A 19,453-nucleotide genomic window follows, 5' to 3' on the forward strand; every position below is an offset into this window, starting at 1 on the left:
CAACACGATGCAGGAGACGTGGGCCCCGGCTCTGCAGCGCACCGCTGAAGAAGCGCTGCGCTGCGTCCGGGGCGCGAGAGCGCGAGGACGCGTGCTTCTGGAAATGTCGCGTCCGCTATGCGCGCAGAAGACTACGCTGAAGCCGAGTCGCTCGATGTCGACAACGGGCCGATAACCGCCATCATCGGCCATTGGACACAGTCAATTCATCGCAGCAAGAACCATTTTTTTCATGTTTGCAAGGGCGTGGTAACCCTTCGCCAATTGCAAAAGGTTTTCCCTTTCCGGTCCATGCGGTAAGCGAGCGGCATCTTCACGCAGGGCTTTCGCGAGTTCGTCGCACTGGTCGATGGTCAGGTGTTCCTCTTGCATAGCGGCCCTCAAAGCATTCGAGTTGGTCGTTCCCAACCGATGCCGGCCCGAGGCGTTCCCGGATCATTGTTTGTGTCCCGCTGGATTAGCTTGTCACACTGACGCAACCGGGAGCTATGCAAATGCGGCAGATTCTTCTAACTTCTATTTTGCTACCGTTGCATAGTTCTCGTCGATTTTTGTTTCCCAGGACAGGCGCTCGATCCGACCGTCGCACCTAGTAATTGCTGAGTGGAGATTGGAAAATGGCTTGGAGCAAAGTTCTCAGCTTTACCGATCCGTTCCCGTATCAGACGAACGTTCGTGCCTCCGACATGCGAATATTTCCCACCGCCAAGGGAGAATTTCGAGGCCAGGTGACGCAAATCGTGATGAACGAATTGTGGATGCAGCGATTTCATGAACAATTGCCACGTGTCCACAAAGGGACGGTGCGGCCCGGCCGCAAGGTATTCACCTTTCTCTCGGAAGCTCAGCCAGAGGTGTATCACTGCGGCCGATTGTTGTCGCAAGGTGAATTGATCTCGGAAGACTACGAAGTACAGCACATGAGGACCACGGGAGATTTCCACCTCGGATGTATTTCTCTTGCGCCAGAAGAACTAGTAAGGGCGAGCAAGGCGATAGCAGGTCGCGAATTTGATATTGAGCGCACCAAACACGTCATTCGGCCAAGGCCAGACCTCGTGAGGCGATTGCTGGCGCTCCATGAGACGGCAGAACACATTGCCAAGACCACGCCAAACTTTTTCGAACTTCCGGAACTTGTTCGGGCATTTGAACAGCAATCTGTTCACGTGTTGATCAGATGTTTGACCGACAGCATTATATCAACGCCCAACAGCCGCAATCTTCGCTATGAAACCGTCGTCGCGCGCTTCGAAGAGTTCCTGGAAGCGAACCCAAACAAGCCCCTGTATCTGACCGACGTATGCGCGGCCGTCGGCGTAGCAGAAAGAACTCTGCGATTCGCCTGTGAAGAGCACGTCGGAATGGGCCCTGTCCGCTACCTCAATTTGCGGAGAATGCACCTTGCCCGTCGCGCGCTGGTGCAAGGGATTCCTTCGACGACAACGGTAACCCGAATTGCCACCGATCACGGCTTTTGGGAGCTGGGTCGCTTCTCGGTCGCCTATCGAACGTTGTTTGGTGAAATGCCTTCGGAGACCTTGAGAAGTCCGCCAGTTGACTACAAAGATTTTCCTGATCGCCCGTCGTCGCGCCAAGGTCCAGTCGAGGTGATCAGGACAAGATGATCGATTCGGTCATGTTGATCTCAGCCATGACTATCGATCAATCATCTTGCTTCTCGACCACGACTCCGGACGCCCTTGGCTGCTGATGAAAAACAATATGCTGTACGCGACGATGGTCGAGTCGAGCAGAAAGGGAAGCAGGTAGCCCTTAGCCCATGGCTGCTGCCCAAAATTGCTGATGCACAAGAAGACCATGAAAGCTTTCTCGATGGCGCTGAATACCATGGTCTCGAAGCGCAGCCATGGGCGAAAGGCAGCGACCACCATCAGCACTCCGATCCCGAAGACCATGATGCCCCAGTGCCGCAGGGCTGGCACGCTGGAAGGCGTATAGTCGACGAGGCCGCCAAACATCGGCGTCAGAAGGTGGATGTCGATGGCGAACGGCAATGACAGGCCGGTAGCAATGCCGAACACGATGAGAAATGGTTTGATCGTGTTGATGATGAAGATATCCAAACCCTTCATGGGAATACCTGCCGGTTGTGCTCCGCCCGAATAGCTCTCCGCCTTCGGAAGCCGAACCACGCTATCCTTGCCGGGATCAGATGATCCTGACGCACGCCGATTCTGATTGCGTCACCAATGGAAGGACCAGATGGAAGCAACCGCCTGGTCCGAACCACGGCTTCTAATCCCCTTGCATCTTGAGCTGTCTTGTCGGGTTGTTCCCATCAAGCGCTGGCACAGGATTTTCCGGATTTTGCAAGTTCGGCAGGAGATCAGTCGAGGCTCCTCCCGGGAAGCGCTTGATGTTCGGATATTTTACGATGGACCTGTTGAATTCCTGGAGCGGCAAGTCCAACAGCGATGCGGCCCAACCATTATCCATGCCTGCGTAACGACCCGGAGAGGACGTCGGGTTGCGCGTTGGCGTCGCGCCATTGAAGGTCATGTCGTATTTCTCGAACGGGTCCATGGTCAAATTGTAGATCGAAGGAACCGCGCCCATGTTCAATTCCGGGCCCATCCAAGTATCCTTGGAGGTATAGACCATCTTCCACGCGATCCTCAGCCAAGGAGCATCCGGGTCGCCGCCGATGTCCGCGCGAACGCCGTTGAAGTTCTCGCCGTCGATATAGATCCAAGAATCGCGCGCCGAATGTTCCGCTTTGCCCGTCACATAGGCGCTGTTGTCAATACCGTCGAAATAGATCGGCTTTCCGTTGTTATCTGTCGTCTCGCCCTTTGTCGGAGACTTTAGCCCGACCATCGCCGCGGTTGTGGGCCACACGTCCATATGCGACATCATTTCAGTCAAAACGATCCCTGCCGGAATCTTGCCCGGCGACCACATGATACCGGGAACGCGCCACCCGGCCTCGAATGGTGATCCTTTTTCGCCGCGGAACGGATGGGTCCCGGCGTCGGGCCAGGCGTCCTGCCAGGCGCCGTTGTCAGCTGTGATGATGACGATCGTATCCGGCGCCTCGGCCCGGATCGTGTCCATAATCCGGCCGACATCTGAGTCGAGCTCCATCATCGCGTCCGAATAGTTGCCGAGGTGAGACTTGCCGACGAATGCCTTGCTCGGCCTGTTGGGCTGATGCATTTTCATGAAGTTGATGTCCATGAAGAACGGCTTGCTGTCCTTGGCGTGCTGCTTGATATAGTCAATCGCCGTCTCGGTCTGGCGAACATCAAATTCGGAAAGGTTGCTCAGCGTGATCTCGTCGCCCTTCACCGCGGGCTTGCCAGCTGTGCCGGACCACTCGTAAAGATTCACGGCTTTCCGATACATCGCCCAATATTGTGGGTTGTATTTCGGAAACCACGGGTGCGCGTCAGGTGAGGTGTCGCTGTAGGCGTAAACACCCGGATAATAGGCAGCAAAGTGTTGCATCTCGTCGAAGCCGTGCTCGGTCGGATAGAACTCGGGCGCGTCACCAAGATGCCATTTGCCCGAGTAGAAGGTCGAGTAACCGTTCTTCTGGTAAAACTCGCCGATCGTCGGTGTCTCTTTCTTCAGGCCATTGCGGTCGCTGGGAACAACGACCACCGACAATGCCGAGCGAATCGGAATGCGCCCTGTCATGAACGAAGAGCGGCCGGCTGTGCAACTGGCTTGGCCGTACCAGCACGTAAACAGAGCGCCCTCCTTTGCGACACGGTCTATATTCGGCGTCGGGTGACCAAGAGCCGCCCCGCCGCCAGTGTAGGCGCCGAAATCGTTCCAACCGGTGTCGTCGGTCATCAGCACAACGATATTGGGCTTCTTCTGTGCAAACGCCGGCGCGGCGGCAATCGTAACTCCGGCAACTGATGCCAGCAGTCCAAGCCAAAGTTTTCTACTCACCTTCACACTCCTTGACGATAGGGCGACCTCAGCGACCTGACTCTTGCGCTGCAAGCAATCACGACAGTTATGGCTTACGCATCATTCCCATGCGTGGCGGTTGCACGGGAGCTGCCACTCCGTAGATAACCGTGATGCCCAAACCTCCACCCCACGTCGAAGTCGAGCGAACGGGATTGGGTGAGGCAGCGCCGTTGAGGTCGTTCCAGTTGTTTGCCGCCCAAACATTGCCGGCCGCGTCGATCGACGCGTCGGTCAGCATCTGGATGCTGCCGCCTTTGAAAACGTGGATGACATCACCCGTCTTTGTGCCTGCCGGATGGCCCTTCGTGTTGTCTCCAGCCATCAGCACCAACCCACGGCCCCAGAAGTTGCCGATCCATACGTCGTCATTGCCGTCGATATTCAAGCCCCAGGGCACGCTGACTGCCTTGTCACCGGTGAAACCGGTCGAAGCAGGCTGTGAGCCATCGGGGCGGATCATATTGACTACGCCGGTGACCATAGTGGGATTGCTTTCGAGGACCTTGAGCATATGTCCGGCGGCAATCTTGAACTGCTCCATGATCGACGCGCCATCCGGAATGACGGGCGGCGGAAAGTCGAGCGACATATTACTCGCGACCCACACGTTGCCCTTCGAGTCGAGCGCGAGCGCGCGAACACCGATCCCGGCGCGGAATGACTCCGCTTTGGAGGGATCGTCCGCGGGGAACCGCACGACCTTGTCCGACTGGGAGTTGCTGACCCAAACGCGATTTTGGGCATCGATAACGATGTCGAAGGGAGACTTCAGTCCGGCGACTTTTACGATCCGGCCGTCCTTCACTCGTCCGCCAGGAAAGTACAGCAACTGATTGTCCGACCCGTCGGCTATCCAGACGTCTCCATTCGCGGCGACCCCGATGCCCATCAGGCCGAGAAATTTTTCTTTGAACGGGAAGTCGTTCTCTGTACCGATGGGACGACCGTCGAAATCCAGTACGAGGATCTTCCCGTCGAAGCTTGTGGCCCACACCTTGTCTTTCGTCACGGCGGTGCCCCAGCCGACTCCGTCAATCCCCATCCCGGTGAAGCCGGTGATCGGGGGCGAAAGAGCGGTTCCGTTGGGAGAAAGTTTGACCACACCGCCGCCGATACTCTGGTTGACGCCCGACTGCGACCCGGCCATCCAGTTTTGTCCGCTCCAGAGATTGCCCTCGGCGTCAAACATCAGCCGGCCGGCCGAATAAACGCCGCCTCCAGCGAAGCAAAGCGACAGGACGAAATCATCCGGAACGTAGGCCAGATACGGCACGAATGGAGCCTTTCGTCGAGACCCATCCTTGGGTTGCGGATACGCCTCGTCGAACAACGCAAAGATTTCCTTAGGCTGAGCCCATGGCTGGCGGGCGATACTAGCCATTGCATCAATGGTGTTCTTGGGCGTCGTTCCGTCGGGGAGGGTTGCAGCCTTAAGAAAGCGGGCTCGCCAATCGTCGTTGGCTACCGTGGCGAAGGCCGTGACGAGCGATCCGAGGGTGTCCAAGTTCGCGAGCGTCGTCGTCTGGGTGCTATTGAGCGGGTCCAAAAGCACTTTGCCCCACCCACCGGTCGCGGGATCAACCAAATTCGAGACGTTCCCGGCAGCAATCCGCAGTCCGAGCGGATTACCCGAGATCGCTTCTCCCTTGATGAATTGCGCGGCAACGAACGCCGAGGCCACAGTGGTGAGCTCGTTGACGGTGACGGTTCTGGGTACGGGATTCCCGAGCAATACCATCAGTGCGATGGCATTGGTGGCGCCTTGGCTCGTGACTGCTCTGGGCGTGCCGCCTTTGGCGACCAGATAAACCGTCGCGTTATTTCCGACCGCAGGTGGAGCGCTGAGCGCAAAACGGCCATCTGCGCCGGTTTGCGCCTGCGCGAGCTGGGCGGGCGCGTCTGGACCCGCCCTCCAAAGAGTGACTGTCGCCCCGCCAATCGGCTCTCCCGCCAAGAGAACCCGACCGTCGAGTGGCTGCTGAGCGGACGCCGGTGCACCCGCGACCGCGATCGCAGCGCCAAGCGCAAGAATACAGATCCAGATTTGTCGAGCCAGCTTCATGAGTCGTCTCCCTGGTCTTCGTTTGTCGTTCGCGTCGCGCACGGACCTAAATCAATCGGCCGTAAGCACGTCACTTCGACTTGATGCTCGGCCGGCGAGCGGTCTTTTGCAGCGGCCGCGTTGAGGGGATATTCACTGGTCGAAGATTGGCGCATAGCCATTTTTGAGACTATGCATTTCCGGCACTGAATGGATTTTTGTGCGGACCCTCATCAGGGCCCTCATGCCGGCTTGGGTCACAAGCGGCCCATCACGACCAAGCAGCGTGGCGTCCGTTCAAAGCTCGCAAACTGACGACAGCCTACGCCGTCCGTAACACCGGCGCCGGGGGCTGCGACGGCCGGATCAGCGCGAACGCGACCTGGATGATGCCACCGGCGAGGCCGAGCGCCACGCCGATGCGCCAGGCCATGGTGTAGGAGCCGAGCGCGTCGTAGATCACCCCTCCTCCATAGGCGCCGAGGAAGCTGCCGATCTGGTGGCTCATGAAGGCGAGGCCCTGGATCATCGCCTGCCAGCGCAAGCCGAACATCTCGGCGACCGCGCCCGCGACCAGCGGGCCGACGCCCATCCAGAGGAAGCCCATGATCGCGCCGAACAATAGCGTCGAGGCCGGCGTCGCAGGCAGCATGAAGTACCAGGCGAGCGCGATCGAGCGCAGGATGTAGATGCCGCCGAGTAGCGCCAGCTTGTTCCAGCGCTGGCCGGCCCAGCCGAAAAACAGCGATCCCAGCACGTTGAAGCCGCCGATCATGCCCAGCGTCTGCGCGCTCAGCATCGGATCGAGGCCGCAGATCGCGAGATAAGACGGCAGGTGCGTGGTGAGGAACACGAGCTGCATGCCGCAGACGAGATAGGCGCAGGTCATCACCACGAAGGACGCGTTGCCGAACGCGGTCTTCGCCGCGGTCGCGGCCGTTGCATCGCCGATGTCATCGGCGGAAGGCTTCGGCAGCGGGATCGCGTCGACACGCCCGGCATACCAGGCCGCAGGGATCATCAGCACCGACATCACGACGAAGCCGGCGAGGCCGGCGCGCCAGCCGAATCCCTCGTTGAGCATCTGCCCGATCGGCGCCGACAGCAGTGCGCCGAGCGAGCCCGCTCCGGAGACGATGCCGAGCACGGTGGAGCGCACCGTCGCCGGCACCGCGCGCGCCGCCACCGACATCGCGATCGCAGCCGCGGTGCAGGCCAGCGACGTCCCGATCAGGACGCCGGCGCCGATCATGATGCTGACGAGCCCGTTGGCGGTCGCCATCAGCACCAGGCCCGCGATGTACATGAACGATCCGGCGATCATGATCGGACGAAAGCCGTAGCGCACGGTCAGCGCGCCGATAGGCGGCTGGAGAAAGCCCCAGGCGAGATTCTGCACCGCCAGCGCCAGCGTGAAGTCGGAGATCGACAGATGAATGTCGTGCGTCAGCGGCTGCATGAAGATGCCGAGGCTCTGCCGCAGCCCCATGCTCAGCGTCAGCATGATCGAGGCGCCGATCAGGATAGGCAATGTCGGACGCAGGACCTGCAGCAGGGGCATTTTCTTCTCCCTCATCGGCGCGGCGCGCGCGCCATCGTCTGCATTGCTCGTTGATTTTGGTTACACAGACCTGTGTACTTAGGCTATGGATAGCGTGCGCTGTCAAGCGAACAGGACATTTACCGCCGCATGGCTCCCCCGCCCGCCCCACAGACGATGAAAGAGCGGATCCTCGAGACCGCCGACAAGCTGTTCTATCTGCAAGGCATTCGCGCCATCGGCGTCGATACCATCGCGGCCGAGATCGGCATCTCCAAGCGCACGCTCTACAACCACTTCCCCTCCAAGGACGCGCTGATCGCGGCGTATCTCGAACGCCGCTTCGTGCAGCCCCGCGCCTCGGACAAGGCCCCGGCCGAGCAGATCCTCGCCACCTTCGATTCGCTGGAGCGGCGTTTTGCTGCCAAGGATTTTCGCGGCTGCCCGTTCGTGAACGCGGTCGCCGAGCTTGGCCCGGCGGATCGCGCCGTGAAGAAGATCGCAATCGCCTTCAAGGAAAGCCGCCGCGTCTGGTTTCGCGACCGGCTGAACGAGCTCGGCGTTACGGACGCGGAGGCACTTGCAACGCAGCTCGTGCTGCTGGTCGACGGCTCGATCGCGCAGGACCTGGTGCGTGACGACCCCGCGATGGCGCGCGCGGCGAAGGAAGCGGCGAAGGTGCTGCTACGGAATGCGGGGGTGGATGTGGGAGATAAGGCTGCAGCGAAGCCAGGCAAGCGGGCGGCCCGGTATCCCTGAAGCCGCTGAAAGATCAGAGCGCGATCCGCTCGCCGCAAGAAGCCCGGATAGGCGAGCACGCCCCCGAACGTCCAACCCAGTTCACCGTGCTTCACCTTCGATCTCTTGAAGAGAGCGAGCCGATATCCCTGAGGGAGCGGCTTGCGTCAACAATCCGGGAATTCTGGGGCCGATGAATGGGCTTGGAACGACTTGCCGATTGCAAAGTTTTCCCGTTGCCCTTTGCCAAGGGGTGACTGCCTTCCCCAAAGGGCAGCCTCAACAGCCCCAGCTTCACCGCCCTGAAGCTGGGGTCCTTTTGCTGTCTCGACAATTTGGTCTGCAGACCTCAGGAGGCGTTGATGCAAGCCGATCACGCGACCCTTCTTGCTGAACGGTTTAACGACCTCTCTTCTCAACTTTCAGATCTGAAAGATCTCCGGCTTAAAGTCGAAGAGGCGGAGCGACGCGCTTGCATTGTGCCTCCATTGCAGTCGCCTCCGAGCACTCAATCGCCTCCGCGCCAGCCGACATCTTCCTGAGCGCGTCATGGACCGCGCTAGCGGAACCAGCGCCCCTCAGGCAGTGAGCCTGACGTATTGAAATCCGATATCTGCCCATGGTAGCTTTCTACTTTTTCCCGATGTTGTTTTTTGTGCTGCGGAGGACATTTATGCGAAGCTCTCGCGCAATCCTATATGCCCAACGACTTAGCGAACTCACTTCTCAGCTCTCAGAATTGGAATATCTTCGAGGTCTGGTCGAAGAAGCAGAGCGAAGCGCCCGCGGTGTGCCTCCATTACGCTTGACACATCCTGCTTCGCGCCGCCTTCGAAGGCGTGAACCGGGCGCCCTGTCTGTCCGCCTCCGTCGCCACGCGCCACCAAACAGGAATGCAGGAGCTATCAACCTCCCTGACAACGACAACCAAGTCGATTGGACCTTGCTGGAGCCATTCCCCGACGGATGGTGGGCTTCCCCCTAAACCTCTCCAAGCGCTGGGACGAAGAGATCGATCCAATGCCCGAGAGACGCTCCCCTGAAGAGAGCGAGCCGATATCCCTGAAGGGAGCGGACAGGCACCTACAATCGGGCCGAAGTTCGAATGCAGCGGAAAATGTGAGCAGTTTCATAAAAGTGCACAGAAAGCAGGGCTAAAATCCGATACCTTCCTTCGGTTCACCCCCTAGTGCGGCTGCCTGCCCTTTCTTTTGCTAAGAGTTTTCAGCGGCTTTGTGTTGGAGGCATTGATGAAGAACTCTCCCGGTCTCCTTTTTGCCCAACGGTTGAACGAACTCAATTCTCAGCTCTCAGAATTGGAAGAACTTCGAACTCGGATCAAAGAAGCGGAGCGACGCGCCTGCGGTGCACCTACACTACGATCGACGCCAAAAACTCCGAAGTCTCGAAAATCGATATCTGTCCTGACACTCGTAACCGTCCCACCTGCCGAACGTCGCCTGAGGCTTCGTCCCTGAGAGGAACGGCTTGCGCTCCGCCTCGATATTAAACAAGCTCATGCGCCACCGGAGCGTAGTATTGGGTGGCCGCCCCCCTTTTATTAGGACCTTTGGCTAGAACCGCCGTCGCCTCCCAGGGCGGCGGCGGTTTCGATTTGTCGATACATATCAAGCGGCTTGAAGGGAGTGGAAGGTCTCAGGTGACGCTTGACACGCGACAACAACCCAAGGAAGCATCTGGCGTTTTTCATGCCCTTTGGAGATTGCCGATGACCACCATCCACATGGACTCGTCCCTCAGCCAGACCGCCACCCGCGCCGTTTTGAAGGGAGGAGTTCTGAGCTGCACAAAGACCAGCGACAAGGACGTTTATTCCCATTCGATTTGGGCGACCGAAAGCAACATCCGTCAATTCACGATGCACGAAGGGGACAGCATCGTCATCCCACCCGGTTCGACCGTGACGATATGGATATTCCGAAGGCAGCCGGGAAATTCTACTTGGACCATGGACTTCGAACTCAAGGAAAAGGCTGCCTGACAAGCCATTCGAAACAGCCGCTCTCGGAAAGTCCAAGAGCGGTCCTTTGGAGAGAGCGAGCCGATACCCCTGAGGGAGCGGCTTGCCTCAACAAATCCGGGAATTCTGCGGCCGACGAATGGCTTTGGAACGACCTGCCGATGGCAAAGTTTTCCCGTTGCCCTTTGCCAAGGGCGACTGCCTTCCCCAAAGGGCAGCCTCAAGACAGCCCCAGCTTCACCGCCCTGAAGCTGGGGTCCTTTTGTTCCAGATTCACATGCTTTAATGAAGTTGCGCCCGCCCGATGAATACTCTGAAGTCTTGGAATGGCTTTGGTGCTGGGGCGATAAATGCAGGAATTTCGCACGATCCTTTTGGCCCAACGGTTGAACGACCTCTCTTCACAACTCTCAGAGCTGGAAAATCTTCGACTTCAGATCGAACAAGCGGAGCGACGCCGGCGGGCTGCGCGGCGGCTTCCCCTCGATTATTCCGCGTCTGGCTCATAAGCGCTTGGCACTTCCCTGAGGGAGTGCCGGGGAGCGGATCAGGCCGCTGTGGCCATCAGTGCGTTCGCTACCTGCACCGTTGCGAGATGCGTGAACCAGTCCATGCCGTCACCAGCAAGATGCTGCTGATCTGAGGAAACAACCCAGCTCCGGTTCTGCCCGCGACTCCGCCCGTCGAATAACCTGTGGAGTCCAACCACGATGTGTAGACGCTGCGGCGGACTGGATTCCCCGCCTGCCGCCCACGCTAAAAGCTTCGGCGCCACTGGACCTCACCTCGGCGAAGCCTTGGCGTAGCCGGGTCGCGGGGAATGACGGCGCAGTTTGTTGACGTTCGGGATGCTAGCAGCATGTCCCTGTTTTGCCCGACGAGTCAAACGGCGTTGCTGTCTGCATCAGCCGTTTTGCGGCCGACGTAAGCCGTTGATTCCACTATCACCGGCTACTGTGCATTGGGTTGTTTTCGCGTTTTTTTTCGTGCGGCCCTGTGCGAGCGGCCTCACGCGGCCTGCGACACCACGCGGTTGCGGCCGTCGTGCTTGGCGCGATACATCGCGGTGTCGGCGCGCTTGAGGACGTCGCCAACCGCCTCGCCCTTCTGCTCCAGCGTGGTCAGCCCGATCGAGATCGTGACTTCGATGCGCTTGGTGCCCTTGTGGATCGCGAACGGCTCGCCCGCGATCGAGCGGCGCAGCCGCTCGGCGACCATGCCGGCGACGTGGAGATCGGTCTCCGGCATCACGATGACGAATTCCTCGCCGCCGTAGCGGCAGGCGAGATCGATGCCGCGGATCGACTTACGCACCCGCACGGCGAATTCGCGTAGCACGTCGTCGCCGGCGTCGTGGCCGTAATTGTCGTTGATCGACTTGAAGTAGTCGATGTCCAAAATCATCAGCGCGAGCGGCTTGCCGCGGGTCGCGGCCTGCTCGGCCAGCGTCGCGAGATGGCTCTCCATGTAGCGGCGATTGTGCAGCCCGGTGAGCGCGTCGGTGATCGCCATCTCGATCGAGTTCTGCACGTTGTCGCGCAGATGATCGGTGTAGCGGCGGCGGCGGATCTGGGTGCGGGCGCGCGCCAGCAGCTCGATCTTGTCGATGGGACGCAGCAGATAGTCGTTGACGCCGATCTCGAGGCCACGCAGCAGCCGCGTCGAGTTCTCGGGGTCGGCGATCGCCAGGATCGGCACATGGCGCGTACGCTCCAGCGAGCGCGCCTGGCTGCATAGCCGCAGCCCGTCGAAATTGTTGAGGTCGAGCGAGACGATCAGGAGGTCGTAATTGCTCTCGGCGGCGTGGAACAGCGCTTCCGTCGGGTTCGGCTCGACGTCGATAGTGTGCTCGGCGGCGAGGATCGTCGCCAGCCGCTCGTAGGAGGACTGGCGGTCGTCGACCAGGAGGATGCGGCCGCCCTTGCCGGTGTCGGCCACGGCGGTGCGCTCGGGCGCCTGCATGCCGATCTCGAGCGAGGTGATGGCGCGCATGCGCAGCTCATCGGTCATCATCTTCAGCCGCGTCAGCGAGCGCACGCGCGCGATTAGCACGACGTCGGAGACCGGTTTGGTGAGGAAATCGTCGGCGCCGGCCTCCAGCCCGCGGTTGCGGTCGGACGGGCTGTCGAGCGCGGTGACCATCACGACAGGGATGTGATGCGTGGCCGGATCGGTCTTGAGGCGGCGGCAGACTTCGAAACCGTCCATGTCCGGCATCATGACGTCGAGCAGGATGATGTCGCATTCGGACCGGCGCGATATCTCCAGCGCCTCGGTGCCGTTCGAGGCGGTCATCACGTCGAAATATTCGGCGGACAGGCGGGCTTCGAGCAGCTTGACGTTGGCAGGGACGTCATCGACGACGAGGATACGCGCGGACACTGTGAACTCACTTCCTATCCGATGAAACGCCGGACCGTCTCGATAAATTTGCCGACCGAGATCGGCTTGGACAAATAGGCTTCGCAGCCGCCCTCGCGGATGCGCTCTTCGTCGCCCTTCATCGCGAACGCCGTGACGGCGACGACGGGAATGCTGCGCAACTCCGGATCGTCCTTGATCCAGCGCGTCACCTCCAGGCCCGAGACCTGCGGCAATTGGATATCCATCAGCACGAGGTCGGGCCGCGTCTTGCGCACGAGGTCGAGCGCCTCGTAGCCGTTGCTGGTACCCGAGGTCTGGTAGCCGTGCGCTTCCAACAGGTCGCGGAAGAGCTTCATGTTGAGCTCGTTGTCTTCCACGATCAGGACGGTCTTAGCCATCCCGCCCTCCTGTTTGGTCCACAGACCGATACATGTGCCGCCTCAGGCGCCGCTCACCGGCGCTTCGAAAACTGGATTCAAACTAGCCTCAGATTCGCTTGAGTTTCGTTAAACCCGGGGGCCAACTTTCTGCGATGTGGTTTCCAGTTGCTTGTCCGGGGTCGCAAGACTTGGGCACGAGACTCGGGCATGATGACTCCAAAGTAGACACTGAAAGTTAACGGAAAGGCAAACCGGCCACGTGAAAAAGCCTGTTCACAACCCCCGCGAAGTCGCTGAAATCGTTGCGCTTCAGGCGCTGTCCTTCGTCGCCGGCGAGCCTGAGCGGCTGGGCCTGTTCCTGGCGGAGACAGGGGTCGGCCCGGAGATGTTGCGCAATGCCGCCTCGGACCCGAATTTCCTCCTCAGCGTGCTCGATTTCGTGATGCGCGATGACGCCACCGTGAAGGCCTTTGCGGACACTGCGGAGCTGCATCCGACCAACGTTGCCGCAGCGCGGCAGGTCTTGGGCGACGCGCTCGGCGACCCCCATTGGGAGCGCGACGTGCCGTGACCGCCCCGGAGGCGGCCGGGCCCCTCTGCTTTTGCCGGGATTGTTCGGCCGATCTGGACATGGCCATCCAAAGCCTGGGCGTGCGGCGCTGTTCCGCCTGCGGTTCCCCTCGCCTCGTCCGCCACCGCGCGCTCGCAAATCTGACCATCGCCCATATCGACTGCGACGCCTTCTACGCGACGGTCGAGAAGCGCGACAATCCTGAGATCGCCGACAAGCCCGTCATCATCGGCGGGGGAAAACGCGGCGTGGTGTCGGCCGCCTGCTACATCGCACGCACGTATGGCGTGCGCTCGGCCATGCCGATGTACAAGGCGTTGGAAGCCTGCCCGCACGCGACGGTGATCGGGTCCGACATGGCCAAATATGTCCGGGTCGGGCGCGAGGTTCGTCAGGCCATGCAGGCGCTGACGCCGCTGGTCGAGCCGCTCTCGATCGACGAGGCCTTCCTCGATCTCTCCGGCACCGAGCGGGTGCACGGCATGATCCCGGCGAAGGTGCTGGCGCAGTTAGCGCGCAACATCGAGCGCGACATCGGCATCAGCGTCTCGGTTGGCCTCTCCTGCAACAAGTTTCTGGCCAAGATCGCCTCCGACCTCGACAAGCCGCGCGGCTTTGCCGCGCTCGACCAGGAGGATGCCCGCGAGATGCTGGCTTCGAGGCCGGTCGGCTTCATCTTCGGCGTCGGACCGGCCACGCAGGAGCGCCTTGTGCAACGCGGCTTCCGCATCATCGCCGATCTGCAAAAGGCCGACGAGATCGAGATGATCCGGCAGTTTCCGAGCGAGGGCCGCAGGCTGTGGCGGCTCGCGCGCGGCATCGACGACCGCCGCGTCGAGCCTGATCGGGGCGCCAAGACGATCTCGAGCGAGACGACGTTCGAGACCGACATCCGCGATTTCGCGGCGCTGGAGCGGATCCTGTGGCGGCTGTGCGAGAAGACGTCGTCGCGGCTGAAGAGCAGCGAGCTTGCCGGCTCCACCGTCACGTTGAAATTGAAGACCGCCGACTTCCGCCAGCGTACGCGCTCGCAGTCGATCGCAGCCCCGACGCAGCTTGCCGCAAAGATCTTCTCGATCTGCCGCGAGATGCTGGCCAAGGAGATCGACGGCACCGCCTTCCGCCTGATGGGCGCCGGCGTCAGCGCACTGCGCGAGGGCTCGATCGCCGACGACACCGACATGCTCGACCGCCGCGCCGCCCACGCCGAGCGCGCGGTGGACAGCTTGCGTAAAAAGTTCGGCAGCGCCGCGGTGATCCGGGGCATCGCCTATGAGGGCCCGGAAAAGACGCAGGAGTGATGACAGGCGAACGCGATCTCGACGCGCTGCTGAGACACATGAAGCCGGAGATGCGGCCGGGCATCTTCGTGTTCTGCGCGATCCCGACAGACCAGCCGATTCCCGCAGCGCTCAGTCCGCTGCTGACGTTTCGCGAACAGGAGGGCATCACGCTCGTGCTCCTGCGCGAAGAGGCCGCAGCGGCAGGCATACGCTACGGGTTCGCCTCGCGCCTGATCACCCTGACGGTTCATTCCTCGCTGGAGGCGGTGGGGTTCTTGGCCGCAATCACAGCGCCTCTCGCCGCAGCCGGCATCAGCGTGAACGCCGTGTCGGCCTTTTATCACGACCATCTCTTCGTGCCTGCTGACCGGGCCGACGAAGCGATGGCTGTTTTGCAAGAGGCGTCTGGAGCGTAGCCCGAAATCAATCCGCCACCGCGATCGCCTCGATCTCGATCATCCACTCCGGCGCGGCGAGCGCGGAGACACCGACGAGGGTAGAGGCCGGCGGTTCCATGCCATCGAAGAAGGCCGAGCGGGCCTTGCCGATGATCGGGCGCAGCTCCGGCTTGTAGTTCACGACGAAGGTCGTGATCTTGACGATGTTGGCGTAGCTCGCGCCGGCCGCTTTCAGCGCGTGGCCGAGATTCTGCATCACCTGCGTGGTCTGCGCGGCGAGATCGCCCTCGCCTACGATCCGTCCCTCCTCGTCCACCGACACCTGGCCGGAGATGTAGATGGTCCGCGCCCCCGTGGCGGTGACGACGTGCGAATAGGCCGGATTGTGATGCAGGCCGCTGGGCCGGAGATGATCGAGCTTGGGCATGGTTGGCCTCCCGGATGTTTGTGGTTGGGAGGAAGCGTAGCTGGAGAGGGAGCGGAGAGCCAGCCCCGTCATTGCGAGGAGCTCTTGCGACGAAGCAATCCAGAATCTTTCCGCGGAGGGATTCTGGATTGCTTCGCTTCGCTCGCAATGACGAAAAAACCCTCAATTGCAGGGCTTGCTGTCCTTCGCGTCGAACTTGCCCATCGCGCCCGAAATCACAAAATCGTTGTAATCGAGCACGAGCTGGCGCGAGACGCCGTTTTCGTAGAGCTCGAACGCCATCGCGTAGACCGGCGTCTGCTCGCCTTCCTTCTGCTGGGCTTCGCGGTCGAAATAGCTGACGGTCACGGGCCAACGCTTGAGCGACTTCATGTGCTCGTCGGACGTCGACGGATCGGGCGAGCCCTCGCGCTCGGCCGGGATCGGCTGGCCGATCACGGTCAGCGTGTTGTAGACCTTCTGGCCATCGTCGGAGCCGTCATAGACGGAGAGCTCGAGCAGCGACTTGCCGTCCTTGGCGGCGGCAATGATGCGCTGGATCTGTTCGGTCGGGAATACGATCTTGCCATCGAGCGTAAAGCTCTTCGGCGCCGGCAGCTTCAGCTTGACGTTGATGTGGTCGCCGTCGCGCTCGGCCGAGCCGTCGACCCGGCCGGCATCCGCCTCGTTCATCCGCGTCTCGATCTTGAAGCGGTAGCTTTTGCCGGCGGCGTCCTCCCAGGAATTGGAGCGGAGGTCGCTGAGCGTGACCTTGCCCTCGCCGCTGTCGAGCTCGGAGACCTGGCGGAATTCGGAGGTGTAGCCCTCGCACGAACTGCCGGCGAAATTGTAGAGGATGCGACCGCGCGCGCTGTTGACCGAATTGGAGCGCGATTTCACTAGGCTCAAATCGTAGAGTGCCTGATGCGCGAGGAATGGACCGTTGGCCGCCTGCGCGACGCCTCCGGGACCGAAAGCGGCCGCCGCGAGCGCCGTCACACCGAGCGAAGTCCGGAAAAGGTGCAGCATGTCTGGTCCCTTGGGGAAAGCGCAAATCCGACATTTTAATGAACGTTCCATTGCGTCGCAACTGAGGCCGTTTCACGTAAAGTTGCGGCTACAGTTGAACCACCTGCCCCGCCTCGACAAAATGCAGCCGCTTGCAGGCCCTTGGGCTTGCTTGCATGTGGCGGCACGATGGGCGAAACAGGGCGCGCTCGGCCTGCAACGGAGGCGCCCGGGCGGATGGATTTTGGACAACGAGGTCGAACATGGCGGGCACGGTCGAACAGAAGCTGGCGGAACAGGGCATCAAGCTGCACGAGGCCCCCACCCCCGTGGCCAATTACGTGCCGTTCGTGCGTACCGGTAATTTGCTGTTCGTCTCCGGTCAGGTCTGCTTCGCCCCCGACGGCAAGCTGATCGCCAAGGGCAAGCTCGGCGCCGGCGTGACCATCGAAGACGGCGCGGCTGCCGCCCGCGGCTGCGCCGTCAACCTGCTGGCCCAGGTCAAGGCGGCGCTGGGCGACCTCGACAAGGTCGTTCGCGTGGTGCGCCTCGGCGGCTTCATCAACTCGGCGCCGGACTTCCTGGACGGGCCCAAGGTCCTCAACGGCGCCTCCGACCTGATGGTCGCCGCCTTCGGCGACAAGGGCCGCCATGCCCGCACCACCGTCGGCGTCGCCTCGCTGCCCGCGGATGCGGCGGTCGAGGTCGACGGCGTGTTCGAGGTCGCCTGAGCGGAATGCGCGCTCCCGATTGGCTGACAGCCCGGCCGGTCGCCCATCGCGGCCTGCACGACATTTCCCGCGGCATCGTCGAGAACATGCCGGGCGCGGTTCAGGCTGCGATCGCGGGCAATTTCTCGATCGAAGTCGACATCCAGCTGTCGTCCGACGGCGAGGCCATGGTGCATCACGACCATGAGCTGGGCCGCCTGACCGAAGCCGCCGGCGCGCTGGTCGAGAAGACCGCCGCCGAGCTGAAGGCCGTCGCGTTCAAGGACACGGCCGAGCGGATGATGTCGCTCAGCGACCTCTGCAGCATGGTCGCCGGCCGCGTGCCGCTGGTGATCGAGGTCAAAAGCCATTTTGACGGCGACCGCAATCTGGTGAAGCGGATGGCCGAGGTGCTGGCGTCCTATCAGGGGCCCGCGGTCGGCATGTCGTTCGATCCCGACCAGGTGCTGGCGCTGCGCGACCTGTTGCCCTCCCTCCTGCGCGGCATCGTCGCGCAGCGGAGCTATGAGGACGAATATTGGGCTTACCTGAACCAGGAGCAGCGCGACAGCATGCTGTACCTGCGCCACGGCTTCCAGACCCAGCCGCATTTCGTCGCCTTCAAGGTCGACCACCTCCCGGCCCCGGCGCCCTGGATCGCCCGCAATGTGCTCGGCTGCGCCCTGCTAGGCTGGACCGTGCGCACGACCGAGCAGCGGACGCGGGTCGGGCAATATGCAGACCAGATGATCTTCGAGGGCTTCGTGCCGTAGGCTTGATGTTCCCACTCTTGAAGTCGCTGCTGCAATGCACGATCTTGGGCACGATGGCACCATCCGAAATCACCCTCGAAGCAGTACCTTCCATTGGCGAAGTGTCACCGGACGATTGGGACGCCTGCGCCAATCCCGGCAAGATTTGTAACGGGCATGGCAAGGGAACCTCATCCGGGCTTCCAGGCGATTCCCACGGCCTCTCAAGGCCCGCCTATAACCCCTTTGTCTCCCACGCATTTCTTTCCGCGATCGAGAAATCGGGTTCGGCAACAATCCGCACCGGCTGGGAGCCTCGGCATCTCGTGGCCAGGATCGATGGCCGCGTTGCGGGGGTGGCGCCCTGCTATTTGAAATCGCATTCGCAAGGCGAATACGTCTTCGACCGCGGCTGGGCGGATGCCTATGAGCGCGCTGGCGGGCGCTATTATCCGAAGCTTCAGGTCTCGGTTCCCTTCACGCCGGCGACGGGGCCGCGGCTGCTAGTTCGCGACGGCGTTGACCACGAGCGCATCACGGAGGCGCTGGCGAGCGGGCTGGTGGCGCTGTGCGGCGTCAGCAAGGCCTCCTCGGTGCACGTTACCTTCGCGCGCGAGGCGGAGTGGAAGCTGCTCGGGAAGCACGGCTTCCTCCAACGCACCGACCAGCAGTTCCACTGGCACAACCCGGGCTTTGCGACGTTCGACGATTTCCTGGCGACGCTGAACTCACGCCACCGCAAGTCGATCAAGCGCGAGCGGCGCGATGCACTGGCCGCCGGGGTCACCATCCACTGGCTCACGGGCAAAGACATCACCGAAGACGCGTGGGATGCGTTTTTCATGTTCTACATGGAGACCGGCTCGCGCAAATGGGGCCGGCCGTATCTGACGCGGGAATTCTTCTCGCTGATCGGCGAGACCATGAGCCAGGACGTGCTGCTGATCATGGCACGCCGTAACGATCGCTGGATCGCTGGCGCGATCAACTTCATCGGCTCGGACACGCTGTTCGGCCGCAACTGGGGTGCGGTCGAGCATCATCCCTTCCTGCATTTCGAGGTCTGCTATTATCAGGCGATCGACTTCGCCATCAAACACGGCCTGGGGAATGTCGAGGCCGGCGCGCAGGGCGAGCACAAGATCGCGCGCGGCTACCTGCCGCGGACCACCCACTCCGCCCACTTCATCGCCGATCCCGGCTTGCGCCGCGCCATCGACGATTACCTCAAGCGCGAGCGCGCCTATGTCGCGGAAGCCGGACGGCAGCTGGCCGAGCTCGGCCCGTTCCGCAAAGGCGCCGACGAGGCGCCTTGACGGTTCACTGCTGCTGG

The 19,453-nt window shown here is 61.5% G+C and carries 18 protein-coding genes; 9 read left to right on the forward strand and 9 right to left on the reverse strand.

Annotation, left to right across the window (positions count from 1 at the left end):
- Window positions 1–201 precede the first annotated feature (201 nt).
- Window positions 202–372, reverse strand: a complete 171-nt coding sequence (locus IVA74_RS05530; RefSeq protein WP_247340648.1) for a hypothetical protein — start codon at window positions 370–372, stop codon at window positions 202–204.
- Between the two features lie 245 nt (window positions 373–617).
- Between IVA74_RS05530 and IVA74_RS05535 the strand changes: the two genes are divergently transcribed.
- Window positions 618–1,628: a helix-turn-helix domain-containing protein gene (locus tag IVA74_RS05535; protein WP_247340649.1), complete on the forward strand. Its 1,011-nt coding sequence runs from the start codon at window positions 618–620 to the stop codon at window positions 1,626–1,628.
- A 30-nt stretch (window positions 1,629–1,658) separates the two neighbouring features.
- Here IVA74_RS05535 and IVA74_RS05540 read toward each other — a convergent pair whose 3' ends face one another.
- The 4 genes from IVA74_RS05540 to IVA74_RS05555 form a co-directional block, all read right to left on the reverse strand.
- The gene (locus IVA74_RS05540; RefSeq protein ID WP_247340650.1) at window positions 1,659–2,096 is read right to left on the reverse strand and encodes a hypothetical protein; all 438 of its coding nucleotides are present in this window, start codon (window positions 2,094–2,096) and stop codon (window positions 1,659–1,661) included.
- A gap of 163 nt (window positions 2,097–2,259) precedes the next feature.
- Window positions 2,260–3,924: an arylsulfatase gene (locus IVA74_RS05545; protein WP_247340653.1), complete on the reverse strand. Its 1,665-nt coding sequence runs from the start codon at window positions 3,922–3,924 to the stop codon at window positions 2,260–2,262.
- A 67-nt stretch (window positions 3,925–3,991) separates the two neighbouring features.
- Entirely contained in the window at window positions 3,992–6,010 is a 2,019-nt protein-coding gene (locus IVA74_RS05550; protein ID WP_247340654.1) for a hypothetical protein, read from the reverse strand.
- Window positions 6,011–6,311: 301 nt separating this feature from the next.
- The gene (locus IVA74_RS05555; protein ID WP_247340655.1) at window positions 6,312–7,550 is read right to left on the reverse strand and encodes an MFS transporter; all 1,239 of its coding nucleotides are present in this window, start codon (window positions 7,548–7,550) and stop codon (window positions 6,312–6,314) included.
- A gap of 129 nt (window positions 7,551–7,679) precedes the next feature.
- On the opposite strand from IVA74_RS05555, the gene IVA74_RS05560 reads away from it, so the two are divergent.
- Complete coding sequence (locus tag IVA74_RS05560; RefSeq protein WP_247340656.1) at window positions 7,680–8,288, forward strand: TetR/AcrR family transcriptional regulator; 609 nt, start codon at window positions 7,680–7,682, stop codon at window positions 8,286–8,288.
- A gap of 1,708 nt (window positions 8,289–9,996) precedes the next feature.
- Window positions 9,997–10,269, forward strand: a complete 273-nt coding sequence (locus IVA74_RS05565) for a hypothetical protein (RefSeq protein WP_247340657.1) — start codon at window positions 9,997–9,999, stop codon at window positions 10,267–10,269.
- Between the two features lie 987 nt (window positions 10,270–11,256).
- Here the strand turns inward: IVA74_RS05565 and IVA74_RS05570 are convergent.
- A complete protein-coding gene (locus IVA74_RS05570; protein WP_247340658.1) occupies window positions 11,257–12,630 on the reverse strand; it encodes a PleD family two-component system response regulator in 1,374 nt (457 codons plus the stop codon).
- Between the two features lie 14 nt (window positions 12,631–12,644).
- Window positions 12,645–13,010 carry a response regulator gene (locus tag IVA74_RS05575; protein WP_247340659.1) on the reverse strand — a complete coding sequence of 122 codons (366 nt, stop codon included), beginning with the start codon at window positions 13,008–13,010 and terminating at the stop codon, window positions 12,645–12,647.
- A gap of 241 nt (window positions 13,011–13,251) precedes the next feature.
- Between IVA74_RS05575 and IVA74_RS05580 the strand changes: the two genes are divergently transcribed.
- From IVA74_RS05580 to IVA74_RS05590, 3 genes are read left to right on the forward strand one after another with little or no spacing between them, the layout of a single operon-like run.
- A complete protein-coding gene (locus IVA74_RS05580; RefSeq protein ID WP_247340660.1) occupies window positions 13,252–13,563 on the forward strand; it encodes a DUF3572 domain-containing protein in 312 nt (103 codons plus the stop codon).
- Window positions 13,560–14,864 carry a DNA polymerase IV gene (locus IVA74_RS05585; protein ID WP_247340662.1) on the forward strand — a complete coding sequence of 435 codons (1,305 nt, stop codon included), beginning with the start codon at window positions 13,560–13,562 and terminating at the stop codon, window positions 14,862–14,864. The genes IVA74_RS05580 and IVA74_RS05585 overlap by 4 nt, the downstream gene beginning before the upstream one ends.
- On the forward strand, window positions 14,864–15,262 hold the full coding sequence (locus IVA74_RS05590; protein ID WP_247340665.1) for an ACT domain-containing protein: 399 nt from the start codon (window positions 14,864–14,866) through the stop codon (window positions 15,260–15,262). Before IVA74_RS05585 ends, IVA74_RS05590 begins: the two co-directional genes overlap by 1 nt.
- 7 nt (window positions 15,263–15,269) lie before the next feature.
- Here IVA74_RS05590 and IVA74_RS05595 read toward each other — a convergent pair whose 3' ends face one another.
- On the reverse strand, window positions 15,270–15,671 hold the full coding sequence (locus IVA74_RS05595) for a RidA family protein (RefSeq protein ID WP_247340667.1): 402 nt from the start codon (window positions 15,669–15,671) through the stop codon (window positions 15,270–15,272).
- 162 nt (window positions 15,672–15,833) lie between these two features.
- A complete protein-coding gene (locus tag IVA74_RS05600) occupies window positions 15,834–16,679 on the reverse strand; it encodes a cell envelope integrity EipB family protein (protein ID WP_247340669.1) in 846 nt (281 codons plus the stop codon).
- Between the two features lie 242 nt (window positions 16,680–16,921).
- On the opposite strand from IVA74_RS05600, the gene IVA74_RS05605 reads away from it, so the two are divergent.
- Genes IVA74_RS05605 through IVA74_RS05615 form a run of 3 tightly spaced genes read left to right on the forward strand, consistent with a single transcriptional unit; the run spans window position 16,922 to window position 19,436 of the window.
- Window positions 16,922–17,389, forward strand: a complete 468-nt coding sequence (locus IVA74_RS05605) for a RidA family protein (protein ID WP_247340671.1) — start codon at window positions 16,922–16,924, stop codon at window positions 17,387–17,389.
- Between the two features lie 5 nt (window positions 17,390–17,394).
- A complete protein-coding gene (locus IVA74_RS05610) occupies window positions 17,395–18,141 on the forward strand; it encodes a glycerophosphodiester phosphodiesterase (protein WP_247340673.1) in 747 nt (248 codons plus the stop codon).
- Between the two features lie 53 nt (window positions 18,142–18,194).
- Window positions 18,195–19,436 (forward strand): GNAT family N-acetyltransferase, encoded by a 1,242-nt coding sequence (locus IVA74_RS05615; protein ID WP_247340674.1) that lies wholly within the window; start codon window positions 18,195–18,197, stop codon window positions 19,434–19,436.
- The last annotated feature ends 17 nt before the right edge of the window (window positions 19,437–19,453 follow it).

The organism is Bradyrhizobium sp. 132 (genome assembly GCF_023074185.1).
Classification (GTDB): Bacteria; Pseudomonadota; Alphaproteobacteria; order Rhizobiales; family Xanthobacteraceae; genus Bradyrhizobium.